This is a genomic window from Bradyrhizobium sp. USDA 4011 (assembly GCF_054063415.1).
This window is the reverse complement of sequence record NZ_JBSSGG010000001.1, coordinates 974,087-996,956: the sequence shown is the minus strand read 5'-3', so window position 1 is coordinate 996,956 and position 22,870 is coordinate 974,087. Positions and strand designations below refer to the sequence as shown.

Below are 22,870 nucleotides of genomic sequence, written 5' to 3'. Positions count from 1 at the left end.
CCGGCGCGGCGAATCCGGACCTCGGTAAATATTCCGGTGCGCAATTGATCGGTGTTTCGAATTCCTGCCATCCCGGCGGTCAGGCGGTGTTCCCGGTGCGCGGTGATGCACTGGTCAATCGATTCCTCGTTGCTGCGTCAGGTCAGGTGGCAGAGCGCATAATCCGGAAGGGTTAGGCGGGCTCCTCCAAGGGGAAATAGCGCGCGAGGGCGAACTGCACGAAACTACGATGAAAATTCGGATCGGCGAAGGCAGGGTCCCATGGGAAAATAAATGCAGCAGTGCCACGAACCGCAAACGGCGGATTGCCGTGCTCGTGCTCGCGGTACTGGTGCTCACGAACAATCCGCTCCTTAACAATGACCAACGTCGCACAATGTTACAGCGATCTCGGTGAGAAGGTGAGAATCGAGGTGGTCACATTGGGAGCGGGGCCTCAATCCGGATCATGGGCTTCGCGCCGAGGGTAGGGCGCTTAACGCCGCACCTCGATAGATCGTGTCGCCAAACGAAAGGTGATTGCGGATGGACCGCACGGTTCTCCTCGACAATGAAGTAGGCCGCGCCTCCGACATCGCAGGCGCGCCGCCGCGACGCCTGCTGAGCGTTGCACAGCCTGTACTCCTGTGGTCGACGGCCGCCGCTATCCTCGCAACCGCATGGGCACCCGAAACAACACGGGCGTCGCCCGATCCTGTGCGTCTCGCGGCAGATGCGCAGCAAACGATGGCCCTTCGCATTGTCAATTCGGCTGCCGCGGCGGAGGACGGCAATTCCGAGGCTACGCCGCGGGACGAAGGCGGTACCAAGCGGCCGATGCTGATCGTACAGGGAGGGCGCGACCAGAGCGGACCTGCCTCGGACCAGGAGCCCAATTTGGGTGGCAGCCTGTCCTGCGAACTCTCCACTGCAAGGCTTGACATTAGCTTGCTGCAGCGCATCGAGCACGAGCGTGAGAGGGCAGAGACGTTGGAGCAGGGTCTCGCCGCGGCTCGACGCGACCTCGAAGTCCAGACTGCCCTAGCCAACAAGGCCGTCGAAGACGCTGCCCGGGCGAAACAAGCCGCGCAGGGTGGCGCGGGGGTGCAGGATGCGCTGCAACAAGCGCTGGAGAGGGCAGGAAGGCTGGAACAGGATCTCGTGGCGGCGCGACACGATGTCGAGACCCAGACCGCGCTGGCAGCACAAGCAGGCGAGGAAGTTTTACGGCTGAAGCGGGCGGGGGAGATCGGCACGGCCGAGACAAGGCGACCTGCAAGCGTCGGAGTGTTGGCAGGCGGCTCTTCTTTGACGCGGAGCGCAATCCAGGCCTACGAAGCTCAAGCCCATGCGGTTGGAGGAAAACTGGCCGAACTCGGACAAGATGCTGCGAGCGATACCGGGTCGCTTCGCTACTCGGAAAAGTTCGCACGTCTCGAGCTGGATCTCGCAGTCGCGCGAGGGGAGCTGGAGACACAGACTACAATTGCGACGAAAGCGAGCGAGGAGGCGTTCCGCCTCAGGCGGTCGGGGGAGAGAGACGCAGCCGACTTGCAGCAGGAACGCGAGCAATCTGCGCGGCTGGCGCGGGATCTTGCGGCGGCGCGGCGTGATCTGGAGACTCAGACTGCGCTTGCGGTGAAGGCTGGCGAAGAAGCCTCCCGGCTGAAAGCCGCGGGGGAGAACGGAACGCCGGACCTGAAAAAGGAAGAAGAGCGGTCCGCGCAGCTGGAGCAGGATCTTGCGGCGACACGGCGTGATCTGGCGGCCCAAACTGCACTGGCGGCAAAGGCGGGCGAGGAAGTCTCGCGTCAGAAGCTGTCCGTGGAAGCCGTGGCTGTCGAACTGAGGCAATCGCGCGCGAAGGCCGACGCGCTTGCGCAGGAGCTTTCCCAGGCACGCAGCTCGATCTACGCATATGAGGCGCAGGCCCTCAAGGCGGGAGAAGAAGTGGCGGAGCTCAGGCGGGCGGCTGAACTCGGCGCGGCTTCGGTGCAGAAAGCCTCACCCGCCGAACTCGGGCAATTGGCCCGGCTGGAGCAGGATCTGGCGGCGGCTCGCAGTGAAGTTGAGGCCCAGGCCGCACGGGCGGCGAAAGCAAGCGATGAAGCAGCCCGATTGAAGCGGGAGAGGGAGAACGGCGCGGCAGAGTCGCAGAACCTGCTGCAGGCGGCACGTCAGCGGGCTGACAGGCTGGAGCAGGATCTGGCGGCGGCACGGCGTGATGCCGAGAGCAAGACTGCGCTGGTGACGAAAGCAGGCGACGAAACCGCACGGCTGCAAGGAGTGGTCAAGAGCGCCGCCGCGGACCTGCAAAAGGAGCGCGAGCGATCCGCGAAGCTGGAGCAGGATCTGGCGGCGGCGCGACGTGATATCGAGAGTAGGACCGCGCTGGTGACGCAGGCAGGCGAGCAAACATCGCGATTGCAAGCCGCGGGCAAAGGCGCCGCTGCGGACCTGCAAAAAGAACGCGAGCGGTCTGCGCAGCTGGAGCAGGATCTGACGACGGCGCGGCGCGATGTCGAGTCCAAGACTGCACTGGCAGCCAAAGCGGTCGAGGATTTGTCCCGGCTGACATCGGCGGGGAAGGGCGCTGCGGCAGATCTGCAAAAGGAGCGTGAGCGGTCCGCACGGCTGGAACAGGACCTAGCGGCAGCACGTCGCGAAAATGAGGTCCAGACGGCGAGGGCCGCAAAGGCAAACGAGGACGCCTTGCTGCAGAAGAAGGCAACAGAAGCCGATGCTGCCGAGTTGAGGCAATTGCGTGCCGAAAGCGCAAGCGTGAAGGCGCAGAACGTGTTCCTGTCGCGGAGCGCGATGCATGCCTATGAGGCTCAGGCTCACAAAGGGCTTGCCGCTGTGTCAGACGTCTTGACGATCGGTTCAACCGGCTCTGATAAGTCCGGCTTCATCGGCGTGGCTGCCAATAGAGTGGCTGCCAATCCGATCGTCGAGCAGGCACCCCTGGCACCTGCTCGCGCTGTTGTTCAGCCCGCTTCCGAGCAGGTTGCGGAAGCCGCGGGGTTGGTCGCGCGTGCGAGTTCCCTGCTTCGGCAAGGCGATGTAGGTGCGGCGCGGCTTGTGCTTGAGCGCGCCGTCGAGATGGGCAGTGCCCAGGCGAGCTTTGCGCTGGCAGAAACCTACGATCCGTTGGTTCTGGCGAAATGGGGAACTTACGGCACGCGCAGCGATGCGAGCAAAGCAAGGGCCCTGTATGCCAAGGCCGATGCAGCAGGAATCAAGGAGGCGAAAGCTCGGCTGGACGCGCTGCATCGCTAATGTTTGCGGACACGCGCCGTCCCGAGCCCATCAGCTCGCAACCGTGATCGGGCTGACCTCATCATCTGATGCCGACTGAAGGCGCATCCGCTTCCGTCACCGCAGTTCGGCCCGTCGCCGGTGACGGGCCTAAGCCGCTCAGCTTTCGGGAAGGTACGTCCGGAAGATCCTGGTATCGCAAGGATACCTCGACCGTGTCGCCTGGTTGCAATTCGGTATCTTCGCTTGCGGCAATCTGTTCCGGCCCGTTCTTACCCTTCCTGACGACGGTAATGTCGGGCTTGCTTCCGCTTCCTCGCACGAGCTGTGATCGAACCATAGCGGTGTACTGAATCTTCTCACCCACCGCCTGCAATCTCTCGCGAACCTGGTTGAGCCTCAAGCTCGTGTCCTGCAGCTCACGTAGCAGGTCAAGTCGCCGCTGATCATCGAGCTTTGTCAGCCTTCTGGAGAGTTCATCCTGTTGCTTCTTGACCTGCAGCAGCTGCGCAGAGGTCTGCAGTTTTCTGGTTGACGACAGTAAAACCGCTCGACGCGCATCTGTAACGCGCGGGCTGGTCAGGGTACCCCTGGCGAACATATCTTGCGCCTTTTGCAGCTCTTCTTGGTCCGACTGAAATCCCTCTTCCTCCCGCTTTTGCTGCTCGGACAGCACGCGCACTTCCTCGTCCCCCTGCCGAACACCGCGCTGGAGGAACTCCTTCTCCTGCTGATAGTCACTCTGCTTCGCCTTCAAATACTCCGTTTCAGCATTGAAGATTTCTGAAATTGCCGATCGAGCTATCGGCGCCTCCTTCGCCGCGTTTGGAGCGATCTGGGTCGCCTCTCCGAGCTCCATCTTGATACGCCACAAGCGCGCCTGCTCTTTGGCGAATTCTGTCCAAAGCGATCCGTACTCGGCTCTCAGGTCCGCCAGATCGAGATACGGATTGTTCATTCTCACATGCATGATGTCGTAACCGCTCGCCAGCGCTATGAGTTGACGTGCGGTGATCGACGGAAGGTAGGGATACTGACCCGGCTTCGAGACATCTCCATTGATGTATATTGGCCGGTAGTCTGCCACGGTTGCAGTGATTTCATCTGCATCTATCACGATGACGCTTTCACGCCCTTCCGGACTTCTCTGTCGAAACACCTTATTCGCTAGTGCAGCGCCGACCTTGGCTCGGATCTGCGGCAAGCTCAGGCCCGCTACCTGAAGCACTCCGACGAGCGGCAATGATATGTTCCCGTCCGTCTGGACGGCTGCACGAGATCGCAGCTCCGGCACGCCCGCGGCCGCGATCTCCAGCACGTCTCCGGCATTGACGAGATATTCGGCCTTCGCTTGTGCCACTGAAATCGTTAAGGCGAGGGCGGCCAAGCCCCATTTGACGTAGCCACCGATGTCGTTGCCAAGAATACTGAATTTGAAGCGCTTGCGTGGCGTGAAGTTCGGCATGACGGCAACTTTCTCTGCGACGTGGTCACCAGGATGAAACCCGCGGAATCTGTCGGCGCGCCGACACGTCAACACCGCTGACACTCCGGTAGCCATCGAGACGGACGATCGGCAAGACCGGGGTTCGTTCCCACACCTGTCGGGGGCAGGGACGTGCCGCCCACATTTTCGATCGATCGGCCTTGTTGATCGTCAATTCGAAGTTGCATCAGACCCATAGAGATGTGCGAGCGAGCGGATCGCCACTCGAATTTAGTCCCGCCGTGCCGCGGCTCAATGGACCATCGTAATTACCCATTTATTGCCTTTCCCAACCTGTGACCCGGTATGTACTGATTCAGCTGGAAATGAGCCGTTGGGCCGTAGAGTGCCATGAATGATGCGTTCTTCACCAGCATGCCGGCGTCCGCCAACCTTCCGGCGCATCAGGTCCATGGCAGCGGCGTGAATTCAGCAGGTGCCGTCGGGCCGGTTAATGGCCTCTCTCGCTATGACCGCTGCCGAATTCCTCGCCAGCGTGATTTCGGCTCGTTTCGCGGCCGTCTATCACAGGTTGATGCGGTGACCACTCGCCGGTTTCGGCCAGCTACCCTCGTCTCGAAAGGCGCATGAATGCCTATTGATCTGACTCAGCCGGCAGCACCTTCCGCTAGCCTTGCTTCCTTGAGTGAGCCCACTTGCGCTGTTTGACCTGGCCGCCGCAACGGAGCTCCAATTATCAGCGCTGGTATGAAAATGTTACAGAATACAACGGATAGTTGGATGAATCGGGACGATCCGCCGCCGCCGGAGTTTCATCCTACGTCGGTCATTTCCCCGCGAGCGGTGGTTGCCTTCATAAGGCGACGCCTGTTGACCATATCACTGGCGTGTTGCGCAGCGCTTGGCGTTGCCATGCTCTACCTCATCATGGCGGTTCCAACGTTTGTTTCCAAGGCTCAACTTATCGTGGATTCGAAAGCGACCCCGAGCGACGTTGCGGCAGTCGCAACAATTGTCGAGAGTCAGATCGGCATCATTAAGTCCGAGAGCATTGCTAGTGCCGTGATCGAGAAGCTCGGTCTTGCGCATGATCCGGAATTTGCGGGCGGCCAGGGTAGTAGCGTGCTGTCCATATCGCGTCTGCTCGGCTGGACCAGACCGGAAGGCAAGGGTAGTGCAATGCGCTACGCCGTTGAATCCTTCGGACAAAGGCTTACCGCCAAGCGTGTCGGTCCCACTTACCTTGTCGAACTCACCTTCAGCTCCAAAGATCCTGATCGAGCAGCGCAGATTCTGAACGCCGTCGCGGAAAAGTATATTACGCACCAAATGGACCAGGGCGGCTCGTTGCAAGATGAGACGTGGGTCCGGGAGCGACTGAATGGCTTGAGCGCTCAAGCCTCAGCTGCGCAGAAGGCACTCGAGGACTTCAACAGAAACAAAAAGGATGCCCCGGATTCCGCTGCCGATATGGATAAGTTGTCAGCCGCTGCGGAAGCATCCAAAAGTGCCTATGACAATTTTCGTCACATGCTGCGCAGGCTGGAGGCGACGCGACAACAGTCCTCGCCGGTGTTTGCCGCGAGTCTGATTACTCAGGCGTTGCCTCCCCTGCGGGCCGCTTCACCAAAGCCTAAGAACGTGCTTGCAATAGCGCTCCTTGGCGGGTTGCTTCTTGGCCTCGCCGGCGCCATCCTGCAGGATCTGATGGATGGTAACATGCACTTCGGCATGTGGGACATCTTGCGCGGAGACGATGATAGAGCCGAGTGGCCTGTCCCGGACACAGTTCGACCGGATCATCAATCCGAAACAGCGACAAAGACCAGACCAGTGCGCCTTACGGGTTCGGGGTGAGGGCGGAGCTGCCATCCTTGCCAACGCTCGGAATGCATTTTGATGGACGGCGGGCGGGCAGTCGCCATCGGACGATCAGGACCAGGCACGATGGTGCCTTGGCCCGGCGAGCGCGGCGCAGAGATCGTGGCGTGAGACGCATTCCAGGCGCGACCTTTGGGACGACGGTGGCCCGCGCCATCTGGCTGGACGCTGGAATTCGCGTTCGGAAGAAGTCGCGCTTCTGGCCGGTGATGTAGACAGAGTGGGGCGCGTGGTGGCCATGGCGATAGAATTGCTCGATCTCGCACCAGGTGAGCTTCAATGGCTTGGGAGCCGCTGCGCACCCGGAAGCCGTGCGCTCGGGTTCAGCCGCGCTGGAAGGCAAGGAGCTGGCCCGTCATGACTGTTGCGTTAAGATATGGCGGTGGTACTCCCTATCATAACGCGCATACGTATTCGCTCGGCCAAAGTGCAAAATGGCTTTTTCTGGCGGTCGTTTTCATATTGCCCTTTCAGCGAGTGCCGTTTGTTAATTCGAACCTACTCGGCATACAGGGCTGCAAGCCTTTCAACCTGTTGTCAGCGGGAGTCCTGGTCTATTTGTTATTCCGAGTTTCGCTCTTATCAGCGACCGACAAGATCGAACGGACGTCCATCCGGATTCTCTTGCTGTATTTCGTAACCTTCATCATTGCCTTCGCTAGGTCGATTCCGAATGCTCCTCTGCTTCATGAGCGCCTCCCGGATGTATTTCCAGAGTCCTATCTGGATTACATCATGTCATACGGCATGGTTCCGGCGTTCTACATACTGCCGTTTCTGTTCATTCTGAAGCGATGTCGATCATTTTCGGAGATTGAAACAGTCGTCAACGCAATCTGCGTTTCGATTCTACTTCTGTCGGCCAGCTTCATCTTCGTCGCCCTCATGAACCCATCAGCCGCACTTTCAGGGCGGGCCGCCGTTAACGGTTTGTGTGAAGCCTACTTTGGCATCCATTACAACACGATGGGCACGATATACATCTGCACGGCGCCTTTGTTGCTGTACAAGGCACTTACGCGTAGCTCACTCTGGATCGTGCCTGTCGCCTTGTCGCTTTTGGGGCTCCTTCTACTCTCATCGCGTAGCGCGCTTCTAACCGTTGCGGGCTCCTATGTTCTGATTCTGATTTACAAGCGCAAATTTGCTGTCCTGGCTGTCGGCGCGGCGATGGTAGCCGTCGCATCCGTTCTTTGGATCGCGCCAACCATGGACGCCATCCTTTCCATTGGTTTCGACGGGACTTCGGAAGTGTCGGCTGATGAATTGCTTACCGGCCGTGTGGATTTCATTTGGATCCCGCTGCTCAATGAATGGACGAGTGATCTCGGCCTGTTTCTGTTCGGCGCGGGTCGGTCCGGAATCATAACCAGCGAAGCATGGTACACGGGAACGCTGATACAAGCTACTCACGCACACAACGCAATTATCGATTTCTTTCTCGACTGTGGAGCGATCGCGACCTGCGTTCTCCTCGTTCTCATGTGCGTCGGGGTATCAACCGCGTGGCGTGTCGGCCGGCGGTTGCATAGCGACCTCTATTGGGCCTTGTTTGCGTGCATCGTCGGCTATGGAATAAGCATGTTTACAGAGCGAGAGGTGTTTCCATCGTTCGAGAACATGTACCTGTTCCTTCTCATCGCGATGATGGTCAATCTGGCCCGCCTGTCGCGCGCGCCAAACCTGGGCATGAGCCGTGCACCGCTCGATGTGGGTGACACGGGCGCCGCAACCGCAACGGCAAGCCAGTGGAGGTAACTCCGGTTCTCCGTCGCCGAACAAGGTGACCTTCTTGCAACGGAGCAATCGAGCCCGCTTAATGGCGACATGTCACTTCGCACCGTTCCAATTGTGGTACATTCAGGCATGGCGCCGTTCGGGCAGGAGATAGCGGTTCACAACAGCCCGATCGAAATCCGGGGCCGGCGTATCATCGGCGATGAGCTCATGCAGAGCCGCTTCTTCGCCCATTCTAGATTCATGCCAAATGCGATCCACTGTGCGACGGCCGGAGACCCAGTGCAGCCTACATATATGATCCAGCGGCACGAAGTATTCTCCAAGCCAGCCGGAACGATTTGTCGGTGTGCTCCGCAGAGACCGGTCCAATGATAGGCCCGCTCAAGCGTCTCACGCAGCGCCTGCTGATCGGCGCGCTCGGATTTGACAACTATCTCTTCTTCGTCGCTCAAGCGCGCATCGCTACGATAAAGACGTTCCGTTATGAAGCCGACTTTCTGTACTTTCTTAGCATGGTGCCGAACGACGGCGTGATCCTTGACATCGGCGCCAATATCGGAGTGACGGCCTATTTCCTGGCGGCCACGAAGCCCGCCTCCCGAGTCCATGCATTCGAGCCGGGACCCGAGAACTTCAGGAGCCTGACGCGCGTGGTCGCCCAGCACACGCTCACAAACGTGACGGTTCACGAATGCGGCCTGGGCCGTCAGGCCGCAGCGCTTCCGATGATCATGCCCGTGATCGGCGGCATCAAACGACATGCACTGTGCCAGGTCGACGACGGGCACTGCGAATACAAGGAAGGCATCCGCTTCCAAATCAAGATAGAGACGCTCGACGATGTTCCCGAGCTGAAGACACGCTCAGACGTGCACGCGATCAAGATCGATGTCGAGGAGTTCGAGGCCGAGGTGCTGAAAGGAGGTATGGAACTGATAAGGCGCTGCCGTCCGCTGATCTTCTGCGAGATATGGAGGCCGGAGAACCGCAACGAGATTCGTGCAATGTTCGAACGCGAGCGCTACCGGATGTACGGTTATGAGCATGGCATGCTCAAGCCCGCCGGATCTGGCCTCAAGAACTTCACGGGAAATTTCTTCATTATTCCGGACGAATGTCCGCTGCCCCGATAGAGGCCGCACCGGTGTACCGACTCCGCCGCGCGCACGACACAGTGTGCGCGAGGGGGCGCCAGGCCCCCATCGTAGCTCTTCGGTGCCAAAGTACTACTCACGAAGAGCAACGCGGCGACACGCGGCGCTCCATTGGGAACGCCACCTCCCGTTGCGCGGGGGAGCCAAATGAGCTCAAATCGGTTCGGAAAGCTCGACGCACTGGAAAGACGAAGGAGCCGAGCCAAGGGTCTATTCTCATCACGCTGTGCATGAATCCGCTCCACCGTAGTCGAAGATCAATGAATTGCCGTGACGCGCATCCTAATTGTAACGCATAAGCCGCTCGCAAGCCTGACCAACGGGCATGACCTCCGCGTGTGGCACTTGTGCCGCGAATTGGCCAAGCGGCATGAACTGTACCTTTTGACGGTCAACCTCGGTTCGACAGATCAATCCAGCGACGGCTTGGTTGGCTTGTCTGATGTCTTCAAAAAGATTGCGGAAACGCCCAAGTTTCCGGCTCATAGGCCCTCATTGAAGAGGCACTTCCGTCGAAATGATTCGGACTACTACTCGCTTTCTTATCCGCATCACGTTTCTACGGTTACCAAGGCGATAGCTGGCTTCTGCGAAGAGAACAGTATCGATCACATGATCGTCTTCTGCCTCGTGCTTGCAGAATTCGTCCGACCGTTTTCGAGCGATAAGAAGATACTCTTTGATCTCATCGACAGTGAAGTTCTAACGCTGACCAGACAAATGCAGTTCTTTCCGCCGTGGCCCGCGCAGCTGAGAACGCGTCTCGACGCCCGCCTGATGCTCGCGCGCCGCGCAAGGGCGGAGGCGTGTTTGCCCGTTTGGTTCAATCACGTCACTACCGTCAATGATGCTGATTCTGATACTGTTTGCAGGCTGTCCGGCAGAACTGCGAACGTTAGCACGGTACCGAACGGAGTCTCGCCCGACCTGATGGACGCATTTGACGCAAATGCGCGTGTCGCCAAGCGGAGGGGAGTGGCATTTTGGGGCAACCTTGCCTTCAGGCCAAACAGCGATGCGGTTCGTTTTTTTTACGAGTACGTTTATCGACCGTACTTGGCTCCGGCCGGAATCGAGTGGTGCGTGGTGGGCAAGGATGCGGAAAGTTGGCTTCTGGAGGAAGCAAAGCGAGACGACGGCATTCGCCTCACTGGATTCGTCGACGACATCCGCTCGGTGCTCGCCGAGTATCCGATAATGGTAAACCCGATGCGGATTGGCAGCGGATTAAAGAATAAGGTGCTTGAGGCGTTTGCCATGGGGTTGGCCGTGGTTTCGACGGGAATAGGCATCGAAGCGCTTGGCATGGCGCGAGAAGGCGTCGATTACATGCGAGCTGATGAGCCCGAGGAAGTCTCGGCTGCGATCAAGCTGCTCATCGAAGACGAAAGCCTTCGGCACTCCATGATCCGGAGCGCGAGAAAAGTCGTGCTGGAGCACTACACCTGGAATAAGGTTGCACGTGACCTCGATGCACTCTTGGGCTCCGTGTGAGTGCCGCTAGAGGTTCGGTCATGGCGGGTTTCGGTTTAATGCCCGCGGTCCGACAGGATGATGCATCGATTGGTCGTACAAGATTGACCAGGAGTGGCTCGAGAGAGGTGAGGCGAGAGTGATCCAGTTGCCATGAAATGGTTGTTCGCCTCGTACGATTACCGTCCTGTCCTGAGTTTCTGGAGTCCATCAGTGATTTCTGATCGTGTTCTTGGAAGGTACGCAGACTGCAATTTTGGCTTTCGGTCGTCGACGCCGTCGGTAGGTCGCTAACCCATGGCATCCATATTGCGTCAAGGAATAGCACTCTCGGCCGCACAGTACACCGAGCAGGTCATCATGCTATTGACGCCGATCGTTCTGGTGCGAACGATTGGCCCCACGGCGTTTGGTGAATATCGGCTGTTCTGGCTGCTCGTAACCACGGTGGCCCTGTTGTTCTCCTTCAACATGCCCCGGAGCTTGCTTTTCTTCTTCGTCCGGCTGGATGCAGAGGGGCGGCGCGTCTACGTCGGGCAGACGGTCCTCTTCCTGCTCGCCGCAACGACGGTTGCGGTGCTTCTGGTTTTTGCCTTTCGTCCTGTCCTGCCATCGGGCATGAAAGATCTGCTGCACGCCCACGGGTTGTTGCTGGCGATGTTCCTGTTTGTCTGGAATCTGGGCCTATTGCTGGACGTGTTGCCCAACGCCGTGGGGCAGATCCGTTGGCAAGCGCAAGCGATCTTGGCTTCTTCCGTGCTGAGGGCCGCGCTGATAATTTCTGCGGCAGTCGTATTCCATCGATTTGAAGAGGTGCTGATCGCAGCTTTGATCGCCGCTAGCGTGCGCGTGGTGCTTCTGGCCGTCTTCATTGCGCGCTATTGCGGCATTCGACTGTTCCCAATCGAGCAGGAGCAGTTTCGCGCGCAGCTTCGGTACGCCCTTCCGTTCGGTGTGGCTGGCCTGCTGTGGAGTGTACGGAAACAGGCGGAACTTTGGATTGTCGCGACGATGTTTTCGTCGGGCATGTTCGGCATTTTTTCAATCGCAACCATGCTCCTTATGCCGTTCGAAGTCTTGAGGGGCGGCCTGGGGAATTTGCTCCTGCCGAAGATGAGTCGTTTCCATTCAGTGGGGCGCCACGAAGAGCTGTTGCGGCTGAACAATCAGGGCAACGTTATCATCAGTGCGGTCATGTTCCCCGCTATCGCGGCTTTGTTCGTCTTTGCGGAGGAAGTCATTCAGCTGCTGTTTACGAAGGAGTACGTGAGTGGTGCTCCGGTGCTGCGCATTTATCTGGTTCAAACATTGATCTCGACCGAGATTACCACGCTGCTCAATGTGTTTGGACAGGGCTCGGCTAACATGCGTTATGAGGCCGCGATCCTTCCGTTCGCCGTGTTAACGAGCCTGGCCGGCGTCTGGTATTACGGTTTGCCGGGGGCGGCGATCGGGTCGGTATTCACAACCTTCGTTGTGTATATCTTGTTCCTCAGAAGACTTTCGAAGGTGATGAGCATTCCGATCGCAAGGTTGCAGGATTGGAAGAACCTTGGACTAATTCTGGTCGCATCGGTGTTGGCGGCAGTGCTGGTACGGTTATCGTTTGATCTGCTGCAGGCGCCGGCTCCAGTTGTCGCGCTGGTTGGTCCGGCTGCGGTTCTTGTGTGTTACGTGGCGATGTTGTTTGTGACCGGATACTATCGAACGCTGGCTGAGGTTCGGAGGGAATGGGGAGTTCTCGGGGCGTGATGGAAGGTGATCCGCATAGCGCGGGCGCCTCGATATCAGCGCGAGGACGCGACGGCCATCGAAAGAGGCTCGTGATGAGGTGAGGAGCCACGGCGGGCCGTTCACGCGTCAGTGGGCCTTCGGCTGGCCATCTGGCCAATCGTATTCGGTTGCGATACCGCGCATGATTTCGTTGGCCAACTCTCCGCCTTGATCTCCGTTCGTCATGATGACAGCGCCATCTCCATTTTCGAACATCGTCATCACGCTGACGAACCCATCGTTGACGCCGGCATGCAGAATTCGTCGATGCGGCGCGACCCCTAGTACAATCGGACCAAGTCCGTAGTTACCAAGGCCGGGTGTGAGCATTTGGAGAGCCGTAGCCTGCGATAGCACGGAAGCATCCCGACCAGTCCAGGCGCGGACCACACCTAGCGCAAAATGCGCAACGTCAGTAGGTGTGGTCCACAATCCAGCGGCAGCCAGCTCGGGATAGATATGCGGACCGCCGGGCACCGGCTCTCCGTTCGCCCGGTAGGGTGTTGCGGCCATTGGAGTGTCATTTTCGGGTAGCGGCTGCAGGAAACTGCTGTGGGTCATTCCGAACGGCTTGAGGACAACTTCTTCAAGCAATTCTGGAAACGGTTTGCGGGTCACGTCGATGAGCAGTTGCTGCACAATGGTATAGCCGCCGCTGGAGTACTCGAACCGTGTTCCGGGCTCATGATCGACAACGACAGGCGCGGTATTTGCGGAACCGCACAGTGCAAACCAATCGTGCGCCGACGGCTCGAACCGGTTTAGGTAACGACATAGCGGCGACGCGCCATTGAGAACATCGCCGAGTGACGGAATGGGTGCGCCTGCGGGATACCCCGGAAAATAAGGAACGGTTATGCCAGCCGAATGGTTCAGCAGTCTTCGAAGTGTCACCTTCGATCGATCGGTGAACGAATTGACAGGGAGCTTCCAGGTCTTAAGGGATAGATTGACGTCGCCATCGAGATCGAGCTTTGCGGCCTGAACCAATGCGAGCGCCGCTACAGCCGTAACCGGTTTGCTGATCGACGCTGCCTGGAATAGAGTGTCAGGCGTTACAGGCGGACCACCAACGGTGGCAACCCCGAAGCCACGGGCCTCGACTACGCCGCCATGAACCACCGCGATGCTGACGCCAGGAACGTGCAGTTCGTTCATTCGATCAGCAAGTTTCATCGGAGGTGCGGCTGCGGTGTCAGCCCGCAATCCATTCACGATACGCTGCATGCGCAGTTCGAAGTCGCCAGTGCTGCCTTGGGGCGCGCCGTCCTGTGCAAGCGAAGCCTGGACGGCTGCGATGCTTCCTGTGATGACGAGCAAGGCGATACGGCCGACGTTGAAGATCATCGACGTGGAGCTCCGCGGGCGGCCAGTGGATTGGACCATGGGAGGATTTCTAGCAAGACAGCGGCACGTCCGGTAGGGAAGTCGTCAACCATTGAAACCGCCGCCTCTGCCGGTGCGATCCGCCGCCGCACGCGCCCTGCAATTTGCAGGGGGACAAACCCCTTCCAAACGGCTGCAGAGCTGTCTTGGTCGGCGCACATTCGGAGCCGGCGGCCCTGCTTTTGCTGTGATCGAGAATGGGTAATCCGAAAGGGTCGAGCCGCGTATCGACCCAAAAGATTATGCTTGTGATCGTGAGAAACGGGGCGCACCAGCAGCGTACCTTAAATCGATAGAGTTCGAGCGATGCCGAGAGACGAGCCTGGCAGAGGGTGCAGTATATGACGGTCCTGATGCGCTTCTCGGGAGGTTTTGCGGGCGGCGTGGTTTTGAATGCAAAGAAGTTTTTGACGGAAGGTGATGCGTTTACGCAAACACAGGAAGCGGCGTTCTTTGCCTCAATCCGCCTGCGGAACGGCACGTACAAGACCACCGATCATCATCGCCTCGATGATCTCAATACGCTGGTTATCGGTGAGTGGAAGAGGCTTGGCAGCAAGCCGAGCCAGATCATGGACGTCGGCGTATCATCAGGGATCTCCTCAGTCGAATGGGCGGATGCCATGACGCGCGCTGGCATCGAGGCGAAGATTCTGGCGACAGATCTGTGCATGCGCGGGAGCCTCGTGCGCCTATTGCCAGGGTATGAGGTCCTTCTCGATCGCGATGGCAAGGTGCTTCAGCACATCGTTGCCAACCGTCCGGTGCGCTGGTACCTGAATGGTCCCCGAGATTTTCTCAAGGGCACCGGATTCGTGGTCGCCGGGCTGAACACACTCGCAGGCGTGCTGCTGCCCCTGACGAACAAGCGGGAAGGGGGAAAGGAAGTCCTGCTGGTGAACCCGCACGCCCGCGACGACGCTCGGCTGAGCTTTGCCGAGGATGACATTCTGGCGCCTAACCCTGCTCAACTGCGCGGCCGGTTCAACGCAATCCGCGTGTCGAATCTGCTCAATCTTGGCTATTTCAACGAAGCGCAGTTGCGCGGTGCGGTCGGCAACCTGAGGGATCGCCTGGTCGGTGCCGGTTCGTTCCTCATTGTGAATCGAACGCTTGCGAACGGCACCAATCACGGCACGCTCTTCCGGCTTAACGACGCAAACAGATTTGAGACGGTAGCCAAGATACGAGAGGGAAGTGAGATTGAGAGTATCGTATTGTCGGCCTGACGCGGGACGATCTTGCTCCCTGAAGGCAAGGCGCGCTCTTTCGCGACACGAGCTGAGAAGCCGTCCACCCCGAGTTCGCGGGCAAAGCGTCGCAGAACGTCTTTTGATGGTGCGGTCCCATTAGGCACGAGGTGTCGGGTGCGTATTCTCTCGATGGACTTTTCCATCCCATATCTGATGAAGGATGAGAACTACCCGATTGGCGGGTGGGCGATTGAGCTCGCAGTGTGGCTTCGTGCGCTCGAGAACGCCGGTCACGAAACCGCTGTTCTCACCTGGAAGGGGGCGCTGGAGCACGTAGGTTCGGGACAGCAAATCAAACTCATAGAGACCTACGATCCCGCTCGTGGTATTCGGGTCGCGAAGTATTTCTATTCGTATATTCCGAAAGTATTGGCGGCCGCCCGCAGCTATCGCCCGGATATTCTGATCCAGGGAGTATGTGGAATACATACCGCCATCATGGCGTTCGTCGCCGATCAGCTGAAGGTTCCATTCGTCTATCGCGTTGTGAGTGACATAGATGTCGATGAGCGATGCAAAGCGCTTCTGCCATCCTATGAATGGATATCCTATTCGTGGGCCCGGCATCGCACCGCCGGGTTTCTCTGTCAGAATGAGTATCAGCGCGGAAAGTTGGCAGCGCTGTTTCCGGGCAAGCCAGTCCACGTCCTGCATAATCCGTTTGCCATAGCAGAGGATGCGGCCGCTCCTTTGCCGCGCGCAAAACGCGGATACGTTGCCTGGCTCGGTGTCTTCCGCTATCCGAAGAATCTGCCCTTGCTGTTTCGGATTGCGCAGGCATTGCCGGCCGTCAAGTTTCGCGTGGCAGGGATGACGTCGCCCAATACCGATCAATCGACGCTGCACGCCTTGAATGGCTTGCGTCAGTTGCCAAACGTGGAACTGGTCGGCTATGTGCGGCGGGCGGACGTTCAGAAATTCCTATCGGAAGCGACAATGCTTCTCTGTACGTCGGATTTCGAAGGCTTCTCGAACGCATTTCTGGAGGCGCTCGCCGTCGGCGCACCGATCGTGACGCGCCGGCATGTTGATCCGGATGCGATTGTCGAACGCCATGTTCTCGGCGCTTCGGTTGAAGACGAGTTGGCGCTCTCAAGATCTGTGAGTGAGATTTGGAACATGGACGCGGGTGAATACAACGCACTCAGTCGGCGATGCCAAATCTATGTCAAGGCAAATCATTCCCCGATGGTGAAGACTCACGAACTGATGGCGGCCTTGACCCCGCTTGTGGCCAGGTCGAGGCACTCGGGTGCGGCTGTTATGCACTGAGCTGCTCGCTCGTGGTCCATCGAGACCGGCGACGAGCAACGCGGGGCGCGCGTGGTGAGGCGCTTAATCGGATCCGCCCGTTGATTTTGCGTCCGGTGTCAACGAGCGAGACGAGGATCCCATCGGCGCCACCGCCATCGACGCTCTGGTAGCGTGAACCGCCGGCGAGGCAGACACGCTGACCGCAAGGCTCCGAGCCGCGATGCAATTGATCACGCATTCCTTCGGGAGCCGATGCCTGGCGGTAGTCCTTATTTTCCATCGATTGAGCCCCCGATAAATTGCATTGAGATTTGAATGGGTTACCTTGGTGCGACTGTGCATTTTGCGACGGTCGCGGGACCGAACAGGAATGGCAATGAGAATAGTTTTACCCATCATTTTCGCGCTGGCTGGGAGTGTGGCGGAAATCTACAATGGATCGACATCGAGCATTGCCAATGCAGGTGGTCAGAGAACGCTGTTGGCCGAGGGCCCATCCGCCGAGACCTACAATGCTGCTGGCACCGATGGGAATGCAGCAACTGGCAGAACGGCTGCTTCGTCGGTCACGGCATTCTCCGGCAAGCCGCGAACCCGTTTTCGGATCGGCGACGTTAGCTACGGCGTTCACGTTGCGGACCAGGGCTATAGTCTAACCAATCCCGACCCTCAAACCCTGCGCTTCGAGGTCCGCAAGGGCGACCATGCGTGGTACGACAGCTCGTCCGTGGATCGTTCCGAGATCAATTCCACGGTGACCTATCCCGCCGCCACGCCCATCACGCTCAGCTACCAGTTCATGGTGGAGGCGAACGGCAGCAACGGGGCGCTCGTCAACAGTGCGACCGGCTGGTTCATCGTCGGGCAGTGGCACAACGACGATGACGCCTCGGGCGTCGGAACCTCTCCTCCGGTCGCTCTGAACCTGCAGGGCGATCACCTGCAGGTGCTTGTGCGCTACTGCCCGCCGGGCAAGAACCCGAGCAACGGCGCAGGCTTCGTCGTCACCAGGACACTCTGGACCGACCCCAACCGGATCGTGACCGGAAAGTATCACGACGTGAAAATGCAGGCCCAATTCTCGAACGACACGACCGGCTACCTGAAGGTTTGGATCGATGGGGCACCGGTCGTGAACCACAGCGGGCCGCTGGGCTTTGGGGTCGGCACCAATTGGGAATTCGGAATCTATCGGTCGTCGGCGCCGGAGACCGTTGCCGTCAACTACCGAAGCTTGATGATCACGACCGGATCGTTAACGCCTGTATCATCAGAGCGACCGTGACCCACGGTGTGCAACGTCACCGACAGCACCGCTTCCCTGGTCCGATGGATGCGGCCGCGGTGAAGCAAAACGATCTGCCGTTGGGCTTTTGTTCGGTGCGCGATTATCCGCCTGGCGCTCTCGATTGGCGGATTGGTCGTGCAAGGTTGAGCCGCTCGAGATCTGCCATGAACTGACAGCGCATGGCATACGGTCAATTGCCGGATCTGCCGCAGTCTGGTGCTCTTGCGTTGATGGGCGTTCTGCAACGGGAACCAAGCGTCTACTGACATGCAAAAGAAGAGGTTCCCGTCCTCATTTATCCCTTAGCCTGAATACTTTTTCATAGGCTGCCAAAAGCTTCGTCGATGCATGATGCCAGGCGAGTTCGCCATTGATTCTCTTCTGACCGAATGCGCCCATAGCTTCGCGCCTCGCCGGATCTTCCAAAAGCTCCAGTATTTTATCGCCGAACTCGGCGGTGTCCGCATTCGGCACATACAACGATGCATCTCCCGCCGAAAAGCGGCCTTCCGTGAGGTCAAATTGGACGATGGGCTTACCCAGTGTCATGTACTCCATGATCTTGTGCATCGTCGATTTGTCGTTCATCGAACTGGGGCGGTCCGGATTTACACAGACGTCCGCCGTCGACAGAATGGTGAACAGGGTGTCGTCGTCGACGCGGCCGGTGAATGTGACCACGTCATCCAGTTCGAGCGCCATCGCAAGCTTCTTAAGGTCCTCCAATTCGCGTCCGCCTCCGACGATCACGAACTGGATATCATCGCGATTCCGTGTGCTGCGGATGTGCTTGATTGAATCCAGCAACAGGTCCAGCCCCTCTTGTCTCGCGATAACACCGACATATCCGACAAGATATTGTCGTCCCTTCTTCCAGGAGGGGTCTGGTGGAAGTGAGCGAACGCGGGACACATTCGGAGCGGAGCGCACAACGAACACACGATCCGGGCGCATTCGGCCCCGTTCAATCGCAATGGCGCGATACGACTGGTTGGTCGCAATCGATACGTCCGACAACGCGAACGTGACGCGTTCGAGCAGAACCATGACGCGCCAAAGAAGGCCACGACGTCCGAATTTCGCCTCGTAGAGCTCCGGATTGACGTCATGCTGATCGAAGACAAACGACTTCCCGAACAAGAATTTATGAAATGCGCCGACCATGAAAATCAGATCGGGCGGATTACACGCATGGACTACGTCAAATCCGCGCGTCGCCAGAACTTTCACGCTCAACACGAATTCCCAGAACAACGCCACGCTGTATTCTATGACATAACCCAGCACCCCGCGACCTTCCGCGGGCATCCAATGGCGATAGACTGCTATTCCCTCGAGCATCTCAAATGAGGCCGTTGCGCCTGGTCCCTTGGGACAAATCACAGACACCTCGTAGCCATGTCGCGCCAGCGTCGTCGCTTCCGACCACACCCGGCCGTCGAACGGGACTGGAAGATTTTCGACGATAATCAGGATCCGGCCACGAACCGAGCCAACGCCCGCCTGCTCGGATTTGCGCGCAACGGTGTCGTCATGAGAGAGTGTTGACATCAATTACCCGTTTTGCATTTAGCGCCATTTGCTTCGCCCAACCTCGGGTATCGATGACAAGGTCGAACAGCTCCGATTCGGCGGCGGACTTTGCGATCAGCAACTTGCGAAGGGCGGGCAAATTGGCGAACGCATAGCCGAGGTTCTGCCCCAGCAGTTTCGACGGCTCGACGTGTGGATCGTAGATCGACAGGCCGATGTGCAAGCGGAGGAATTTGCGAGCCAGATCGATGTTGGGACTTTCGCGAAGATCGTCGCTGTTCTCCTTGAAGGCAAGTCCCAACATAAGTACCCGTCCGCCGGGCGGGACTGCTTTCAGGCAATTCTCAAACAGGAAATTCTTGTGCTCGTCGTTCGATCTGAGCACCGAATCCACGAGCCAGGTATGCGCCCCGACATCGCTTGCGATGTATTGGAGCGCGCGAACGTCCTTGGGCAGGCAGGAACCGCCGAATGCGCCGCCCGGCCTCAAATAGTAGGGTGAAATGTTGAGCTTGGTGTCGGAAACAAAGATCTTGTGTACGGTGGTCGCGCTGATGCCGAGCTTGTCGCAAACGCGACCGACTTCGTTGGCAAAGGCAATCTTTACCGCGTGGAACGAGTTGTCGACAAATTTGGTCATCTCCGCCGTACGATAGGTGGTGTAGAAGACGGGCGCCGCGATGCTCGCGTTCAATTCGTCAAGGCCCGGGCATCGTTCCCCGTCCTTTGTTCCGACCACGATCTTCGGCGGATTGAAGAAGTCTTCGATCGCTACCGACTCGCGCAAGAACTCGGGATTATAGACGACGTCGACGAGCTCCATCCTGCCGTTCAATGCGCTTTCGAAAATCGGGAGAACCAGATCCTCGATGGTGCCGGGCCGCATCGTGGAACGAAACACGACAGTTAGTGCCGTCGTGCGAGTGGGGCCGATGAGGTCTGCGATCTGATGGGAAACTTCAGCGACGAAGCTCATGTTGTGAGATCCGTCCGGGGCGCTGGGCGTTCCCACGCACACGATTGCCAACGTGCAGCCGTCGAGATGCCCGCTCGCGTCCTTCGTCGCGCTCAGCAAACGCTTTCGGACAGCGGATTCTACAAGCTGATCAAGGCCGGGTTCCGTAATAGGAGACTTCCCAGCATTGACGATCGCGACTTTTTCATCGCTGATGTCGACGCCGATGACCTCGTGTCCTTGCCTTGCGAGGCATGCCGCTGCCGTCATGCCTACGTAACCCAGTCCGAACACCGCTATTTTCATGTTGATCCATCACGCGCATCAGGTTGCGCCGGCAACACTGGCGGCTGTTTAGGGGTTGTCTGCAAGGTCGACGGCTTCATTCAGAGATAGTCTTCGGGCAGGTATTCTGAGAGCGCGTTACGCGTCCGCGACGCTTTCCAAAGTGCCGCCCGATTGTATTCGTTCAGGCTTGCGGAGCCTGAACTTTTTCGGGCTACCTATTCCGGTTTCGGCAGCAGTAGGCGGACTTTAACGGCGCTAGCCGATCGGCATCCCAATCAGGGGCGGAGGTTAATCGAACTTGAGAGCCGCTGAGCCATGCGATGATGGATCGGCCCCGAAACTCTTGGTTCAGCCGCGCACCGGAGCGGCGGGGGCCGCCGCCCATGCTCGAAGCTTCATGATGGAGGCAATGTGTCTGGGCCGAAGCGGCTTGATCACGTCGCTTTGGTTCGTCTCCGGCTACGCGCGAGAACGAAGTCGGTGACCGTAATTGTCACGAAGTTCAGATAGATATCGCCGAACGGCCACCCCGAACCGGTATCGGATCGATTCCGAGGCGGGCAAACCATGCGGCTGTTCGCGATAAATGCACCGTATATCGGCCGCGCCGTCCGGCGGGACGTCGACCATCACTCGAATATTTCCGTCGATGTATTCGTACGCAATGAGGCCTTGGTTGACTTCAACACCCTTTAAGGCAGCGACCTGCGGTTCGCGCTTCATGACGCAAATCCGTCGCGTCGCGGCCCCGCCGTTCTCGAAGAGAAGCCGCTCGGCAAACATCTTTACTCGGATTGTTTCGCCATCGGATCGAATGCCGTAGCTGCGGCGAACGGCGTCTTCGAGAGGTCGCCAGCAGAGTTTCCACCGCAAGGATGCGAGAAGCCGGAGAAATGTCGCCAGTTCGCTACCGCGGCCGCGGAGAAGATCGTGATGCCCGGCAATGAAGCACGGCTTGCCCAGGAGGCCGTCAAACGCAAAGTTTTCGATGCCGTGGTCGATGTATCGTCGGGTAAAGATTGGGAAGCTCCCATACCGGACGATAGCGACGCTCCAGAGATCAGCGAGTGTGGTTTCGTTCAAGGCATCATTGGCTGGTGCGACCTCGGTGTTCACGGCCGCGGTGAAGCCGTTTCGCTTGAGCGCCGAGGCAGCCTCAGGCGAGAATGCCCCTTGCGGGAAAACCATCACGTTTTCGTGGTCAAGCGCGGTAGTTTTGCGAAGGGCCTGCATCCGAAGCCTGGCAGTCTTCAGCTTCCTGTCGAGCAGCTCAAGCGAGCGGGCTGCAAACTCACCACGTGTGTGATCGCAGCCATGTACGCAGACGGACAATTTCCCATTGCTTTCCCGAAACGCGGCAACAGTGTCGCGGTTCGTTCGTTTCCAGTTCCATGGAATGAAAGCAATGGTCGTTGCGAATGCCAGCTTGTCAGCCAGCTGCAGCAGTTCATCAAAATCGAGCAGACCGTACCGGGGCCACAAAGGCGGATCGTCGATGATCAGGCAAGCGCTTGTTTCAACGCTCGTCAGGCAAACGTCGCGGAACGCCCACTTCAGATACATCACGATTGGCACAGCGCCGGCGAAACACTTCTTCACATCAAAGTAGCTTGCTGCGCGCTCGCGGATGTCCACGATCGTCAGTGACGAATCAGCAAAGAAGCGGACACCGGAATAAGTGAACTCGGCGAACAGATGTCCCTCGCGCACTTCGACGATGCTCCGAAGGTCGCTATTGCGGACCACGAGCGTGGTATCGGCGCCCCGCTCCAGTTGGATTTGCAGCCCCGACATCGGGCCGCACATTTCCGGAAAAGAATCGGTGACTGATACGGGCATTGGGCGCTGACCGGAGCCGTGGATTTCCGCCTCGGGATCTCCCGTGATCTGGCGCAACAGAGACCTGCAGGGATCCGCGGCTCGAAATCCATAGACGAAAATTGAAGTGGCTGCCGCCAACCACGTCGGAAGCACCTCAGCCTTGTTGGACTGTAGGACTTCGCCGAGACAGGCCGCGGAGGTCAGGACGGAGAATTGCTGATGACCTGCTGTTAGCGCGGCTACATTGTCCCCGCGCGCTTCGTCGGCCGTCAACGCAGTCCAGGGAATTTCAAAGAGATCAAGAAGTTCGGTCAGGTTGCGATCATTGGTCGATGGAGCGTTACCGCGGAGCAGGAGTGCGATCGAAGTGCCTTTGGCCATAGCGTC

General features: G+C 58.5%; 15 protein-coding genes. 10 read left to right on the top strand and 5 right to left on the bottom strand.

Annotation, left to right across the window (positions count from 1 at the left end):
- The first annotated feature begins 525 nt into the window (after positions 1–525).
- Positions 526–3,258: a hypothetical protein gene (locus ACVW1C_RS04870; RefSeq protein WP_456757419.1), complete on the top strand. Its 2,733-nt coding sequence runs from the start codon at positions 526–528 to the stop codon at positions 3,256–3,258.
- 61 nt (positions 3,259–3,319) lie between these two features.
- On the opposite strand, the gene ACVW1C_RS04865 is transcribed toward ACVW1C_RS04870, so the two are convergent.
- Positions 3,320–4,702: a polysaccharide biosynthesis/export family protein gene (locus tag ACVW1C_RS04865; RefSeq protein WP_456757418.1), complete on the bottom strand. Its 1,383-nt coding sequence runs from the start codon at positions 4,700–4,702 to the stop codon at positions 3,320–3,322.
- A 372-nt stretch (positions 4,703–5,074) separates the two neighbouring features.
- On the opposite strand from ACVW1C_RS04865, the gene ACVW1C_RS04860 reads away from it, so the two are divergent.
- From ACVW1C_RS04860 to ACVW1C_RS04835, 6 genes are all read left to right on the top strand, one after another.
- A complete protein-coding gene (locus ACVW1C_RS04860; protein WP_456757417.1) occupies positions 5,075–5,314 on the top strand; it encodes a hypothetical protein in 240 nt (79 codons plus the stop codon).
- A gap of 150 nt (positions 5,315–5,464) precedes the next feature.
- Positions 5,465–6,541 (top strand): Wzz/FepE/Etk N-terminal domain-containing protein, encoded by a 1,077-nt coding sequence (locus ACVW1C_RS04855; RefSeq protein ID WP_456757416.1) that lies wholly within the window; start codon positions 5,465–5,467, stop codon positions 6,539–6,541.
- Positions 6,542–6,922: 381 nt separating this feature from the next.
- Complete coding sequence (locus ACVW1C_RS04850; protein WP_456757415.1) at positions 6,923–8,323, top strand: hypothetical protein; 1,401 nt, start codon at positions 6,923–6,925, stop codon at positions 8,321–8,323.
- Positions 8,324–8,673: 350 nt separating this feature from the next.
- Positions 8,674–9,438, top strand: a complete 765-nt coding sequence (locus ACVW1C_RS04845; RefSeq protein WP_456757414.1) for an FkbM family methyltransferase — start codon at positions 8,674–8,676, stop codon at positions 9,436–9,438.
- A 291-nt stretch (positions 9,439–9,729) separates the two neighbouring features.
- Positions 9,730–10,953 (top strand): glycosyltransferase family 4 protein, encoded by a 1,224-nt coding sequence (locus ACVW1C_RS04840; RefSeq protein WP_456757413.1) that lies wholly within the window; start codon positions 9,730–9,732, stop codon positions 10,951–10,953.
- A gap of 276 nt (positions 10,954–11,229) precedes the next feature.
- Positions 11,230–12,684: an oligosaccharide flippase family protein gene (locus ACVW1C_RS04835; RefSeq protein ID WP_456757412.1), complete on the top strand. Its 1,455-nt coding sequence runs from the start codon at positions 11,230–11,232 to the stop codon at positions 12,682–12,684.
- Between the two features lie 108 nt (positions 12,685–12,792).
- Here the strand turns inward: ACVW1C_RS04835 and ACVW1C_RS04830 are convergent, their stop codons facing one another.
- The gene (locus ACVW1C_RS04830; RefSeq protein ID WP_456757411.1) at positions 12,793–14,052 is read right to left on the bottom strand and encodes a serine hydrolase domain-containing protein; all 1,260 of its coding nucleotides are present in this window, start codon (positions 14,050–14,052) and stop codon (positions 12,793–12,795) included.
- Between the two features lie 380 nt (positions 14,053–14,432).
- Between ACVW1C_RS04830 and ACVW1C_RS04825 the strand changes: the two genes are divergently transcribed.
- The 3 genes from ACVW1C_RS04825 (at position 14,433) to ACVW1C_RS04815 (ending at position 17,883) form a co-directional block, all read left to right on the top strand.
- Complete coding sequence (locus ACVW1C_RS04825) at positions 14,433–15,320, top strand: hypothetical protein (protein WP_456757410.1); 888 nt, start codon at positions 14,433–14,435, stop codon at positions 15,318–15,320.
- 138 nt (positions 15,321–15,458) lie between these two features.
- On the top strand, positions 15,459–16,616 hold the full coding sequence (locus ACVW1C_RS04820; RefSeq protein ID WP_456757409.1) for a glycosyltransferase family 4 protein: 1,158 nt from the start codon (positions 15,459–15,461) through the stop codon (positions 16,614–16,616).
- Between the two features lie 400 nt (positions 16,617–17,016).
- A complete protein-coding gene (locus ACVW1C_RS04815) occupies positions 17,017–17,883 on the top strand; it encodes a heparin lyase I family protein (protein ID WP_456757408.1) in 867 nt (288 codons plus the stop codon).
- Positions 17,884–18,177: 294 nt separating this feature from the next.
- Here the strand turns inward: ACVW1C_RS04815 and ACVW1C_RS04810 are convergent, their stop codons facing one another.
- The 3 genes from ACVW1C_RS04810 to ACVW1C_RS04800 all read right to left on the bottom strand — a co-directional run bounded on the left by ACVW1C_RS04810 (position 18,178) and on the right by ACVW1C_RS04800 (position 22,864).
- A complete protein-coding gene (locus ACVW1C_RS04810; protein WP_456757407.1) occupies positions 18,178–19,437 on the bottom strand; it encodes a glycosyltransferase family 4 protein in 1,260 nt (419 codons plus the stop codon).
- Complete coding sequence (locus ACVW1C_RS04805) at positions 19,418–20,680, bottom strand: nucleotide sugar dehydrogenase (RefSeq protein ID WP_456757406.1); 1,263 nt, start codon at positions 20,678–20,680, stop codon at positions 19,418–19,420. Before ACVW1C_RS04805 ends, ACVW1C_RS04810 begins: the two co-directional genes overlap by 20 nt.
- A 441-nt stretch (positions 20,681–21,121) precedes the next feature.
- Positions 21,122–22,864 carry a hypothetical protein gene (locus ACVW1C_RS04800; RefSeq protein ID WP_456757405.1) on the bottom strand — a complete coding sequence of 581 codons (1,743 nt, stop codon included), beginning with the start codon at positions 22,862–22,864 and terminating at the stop codon, positions 21,122–21,124.
- Positions 22,865–22,870 lie beyond the last annotated feature (6 nt).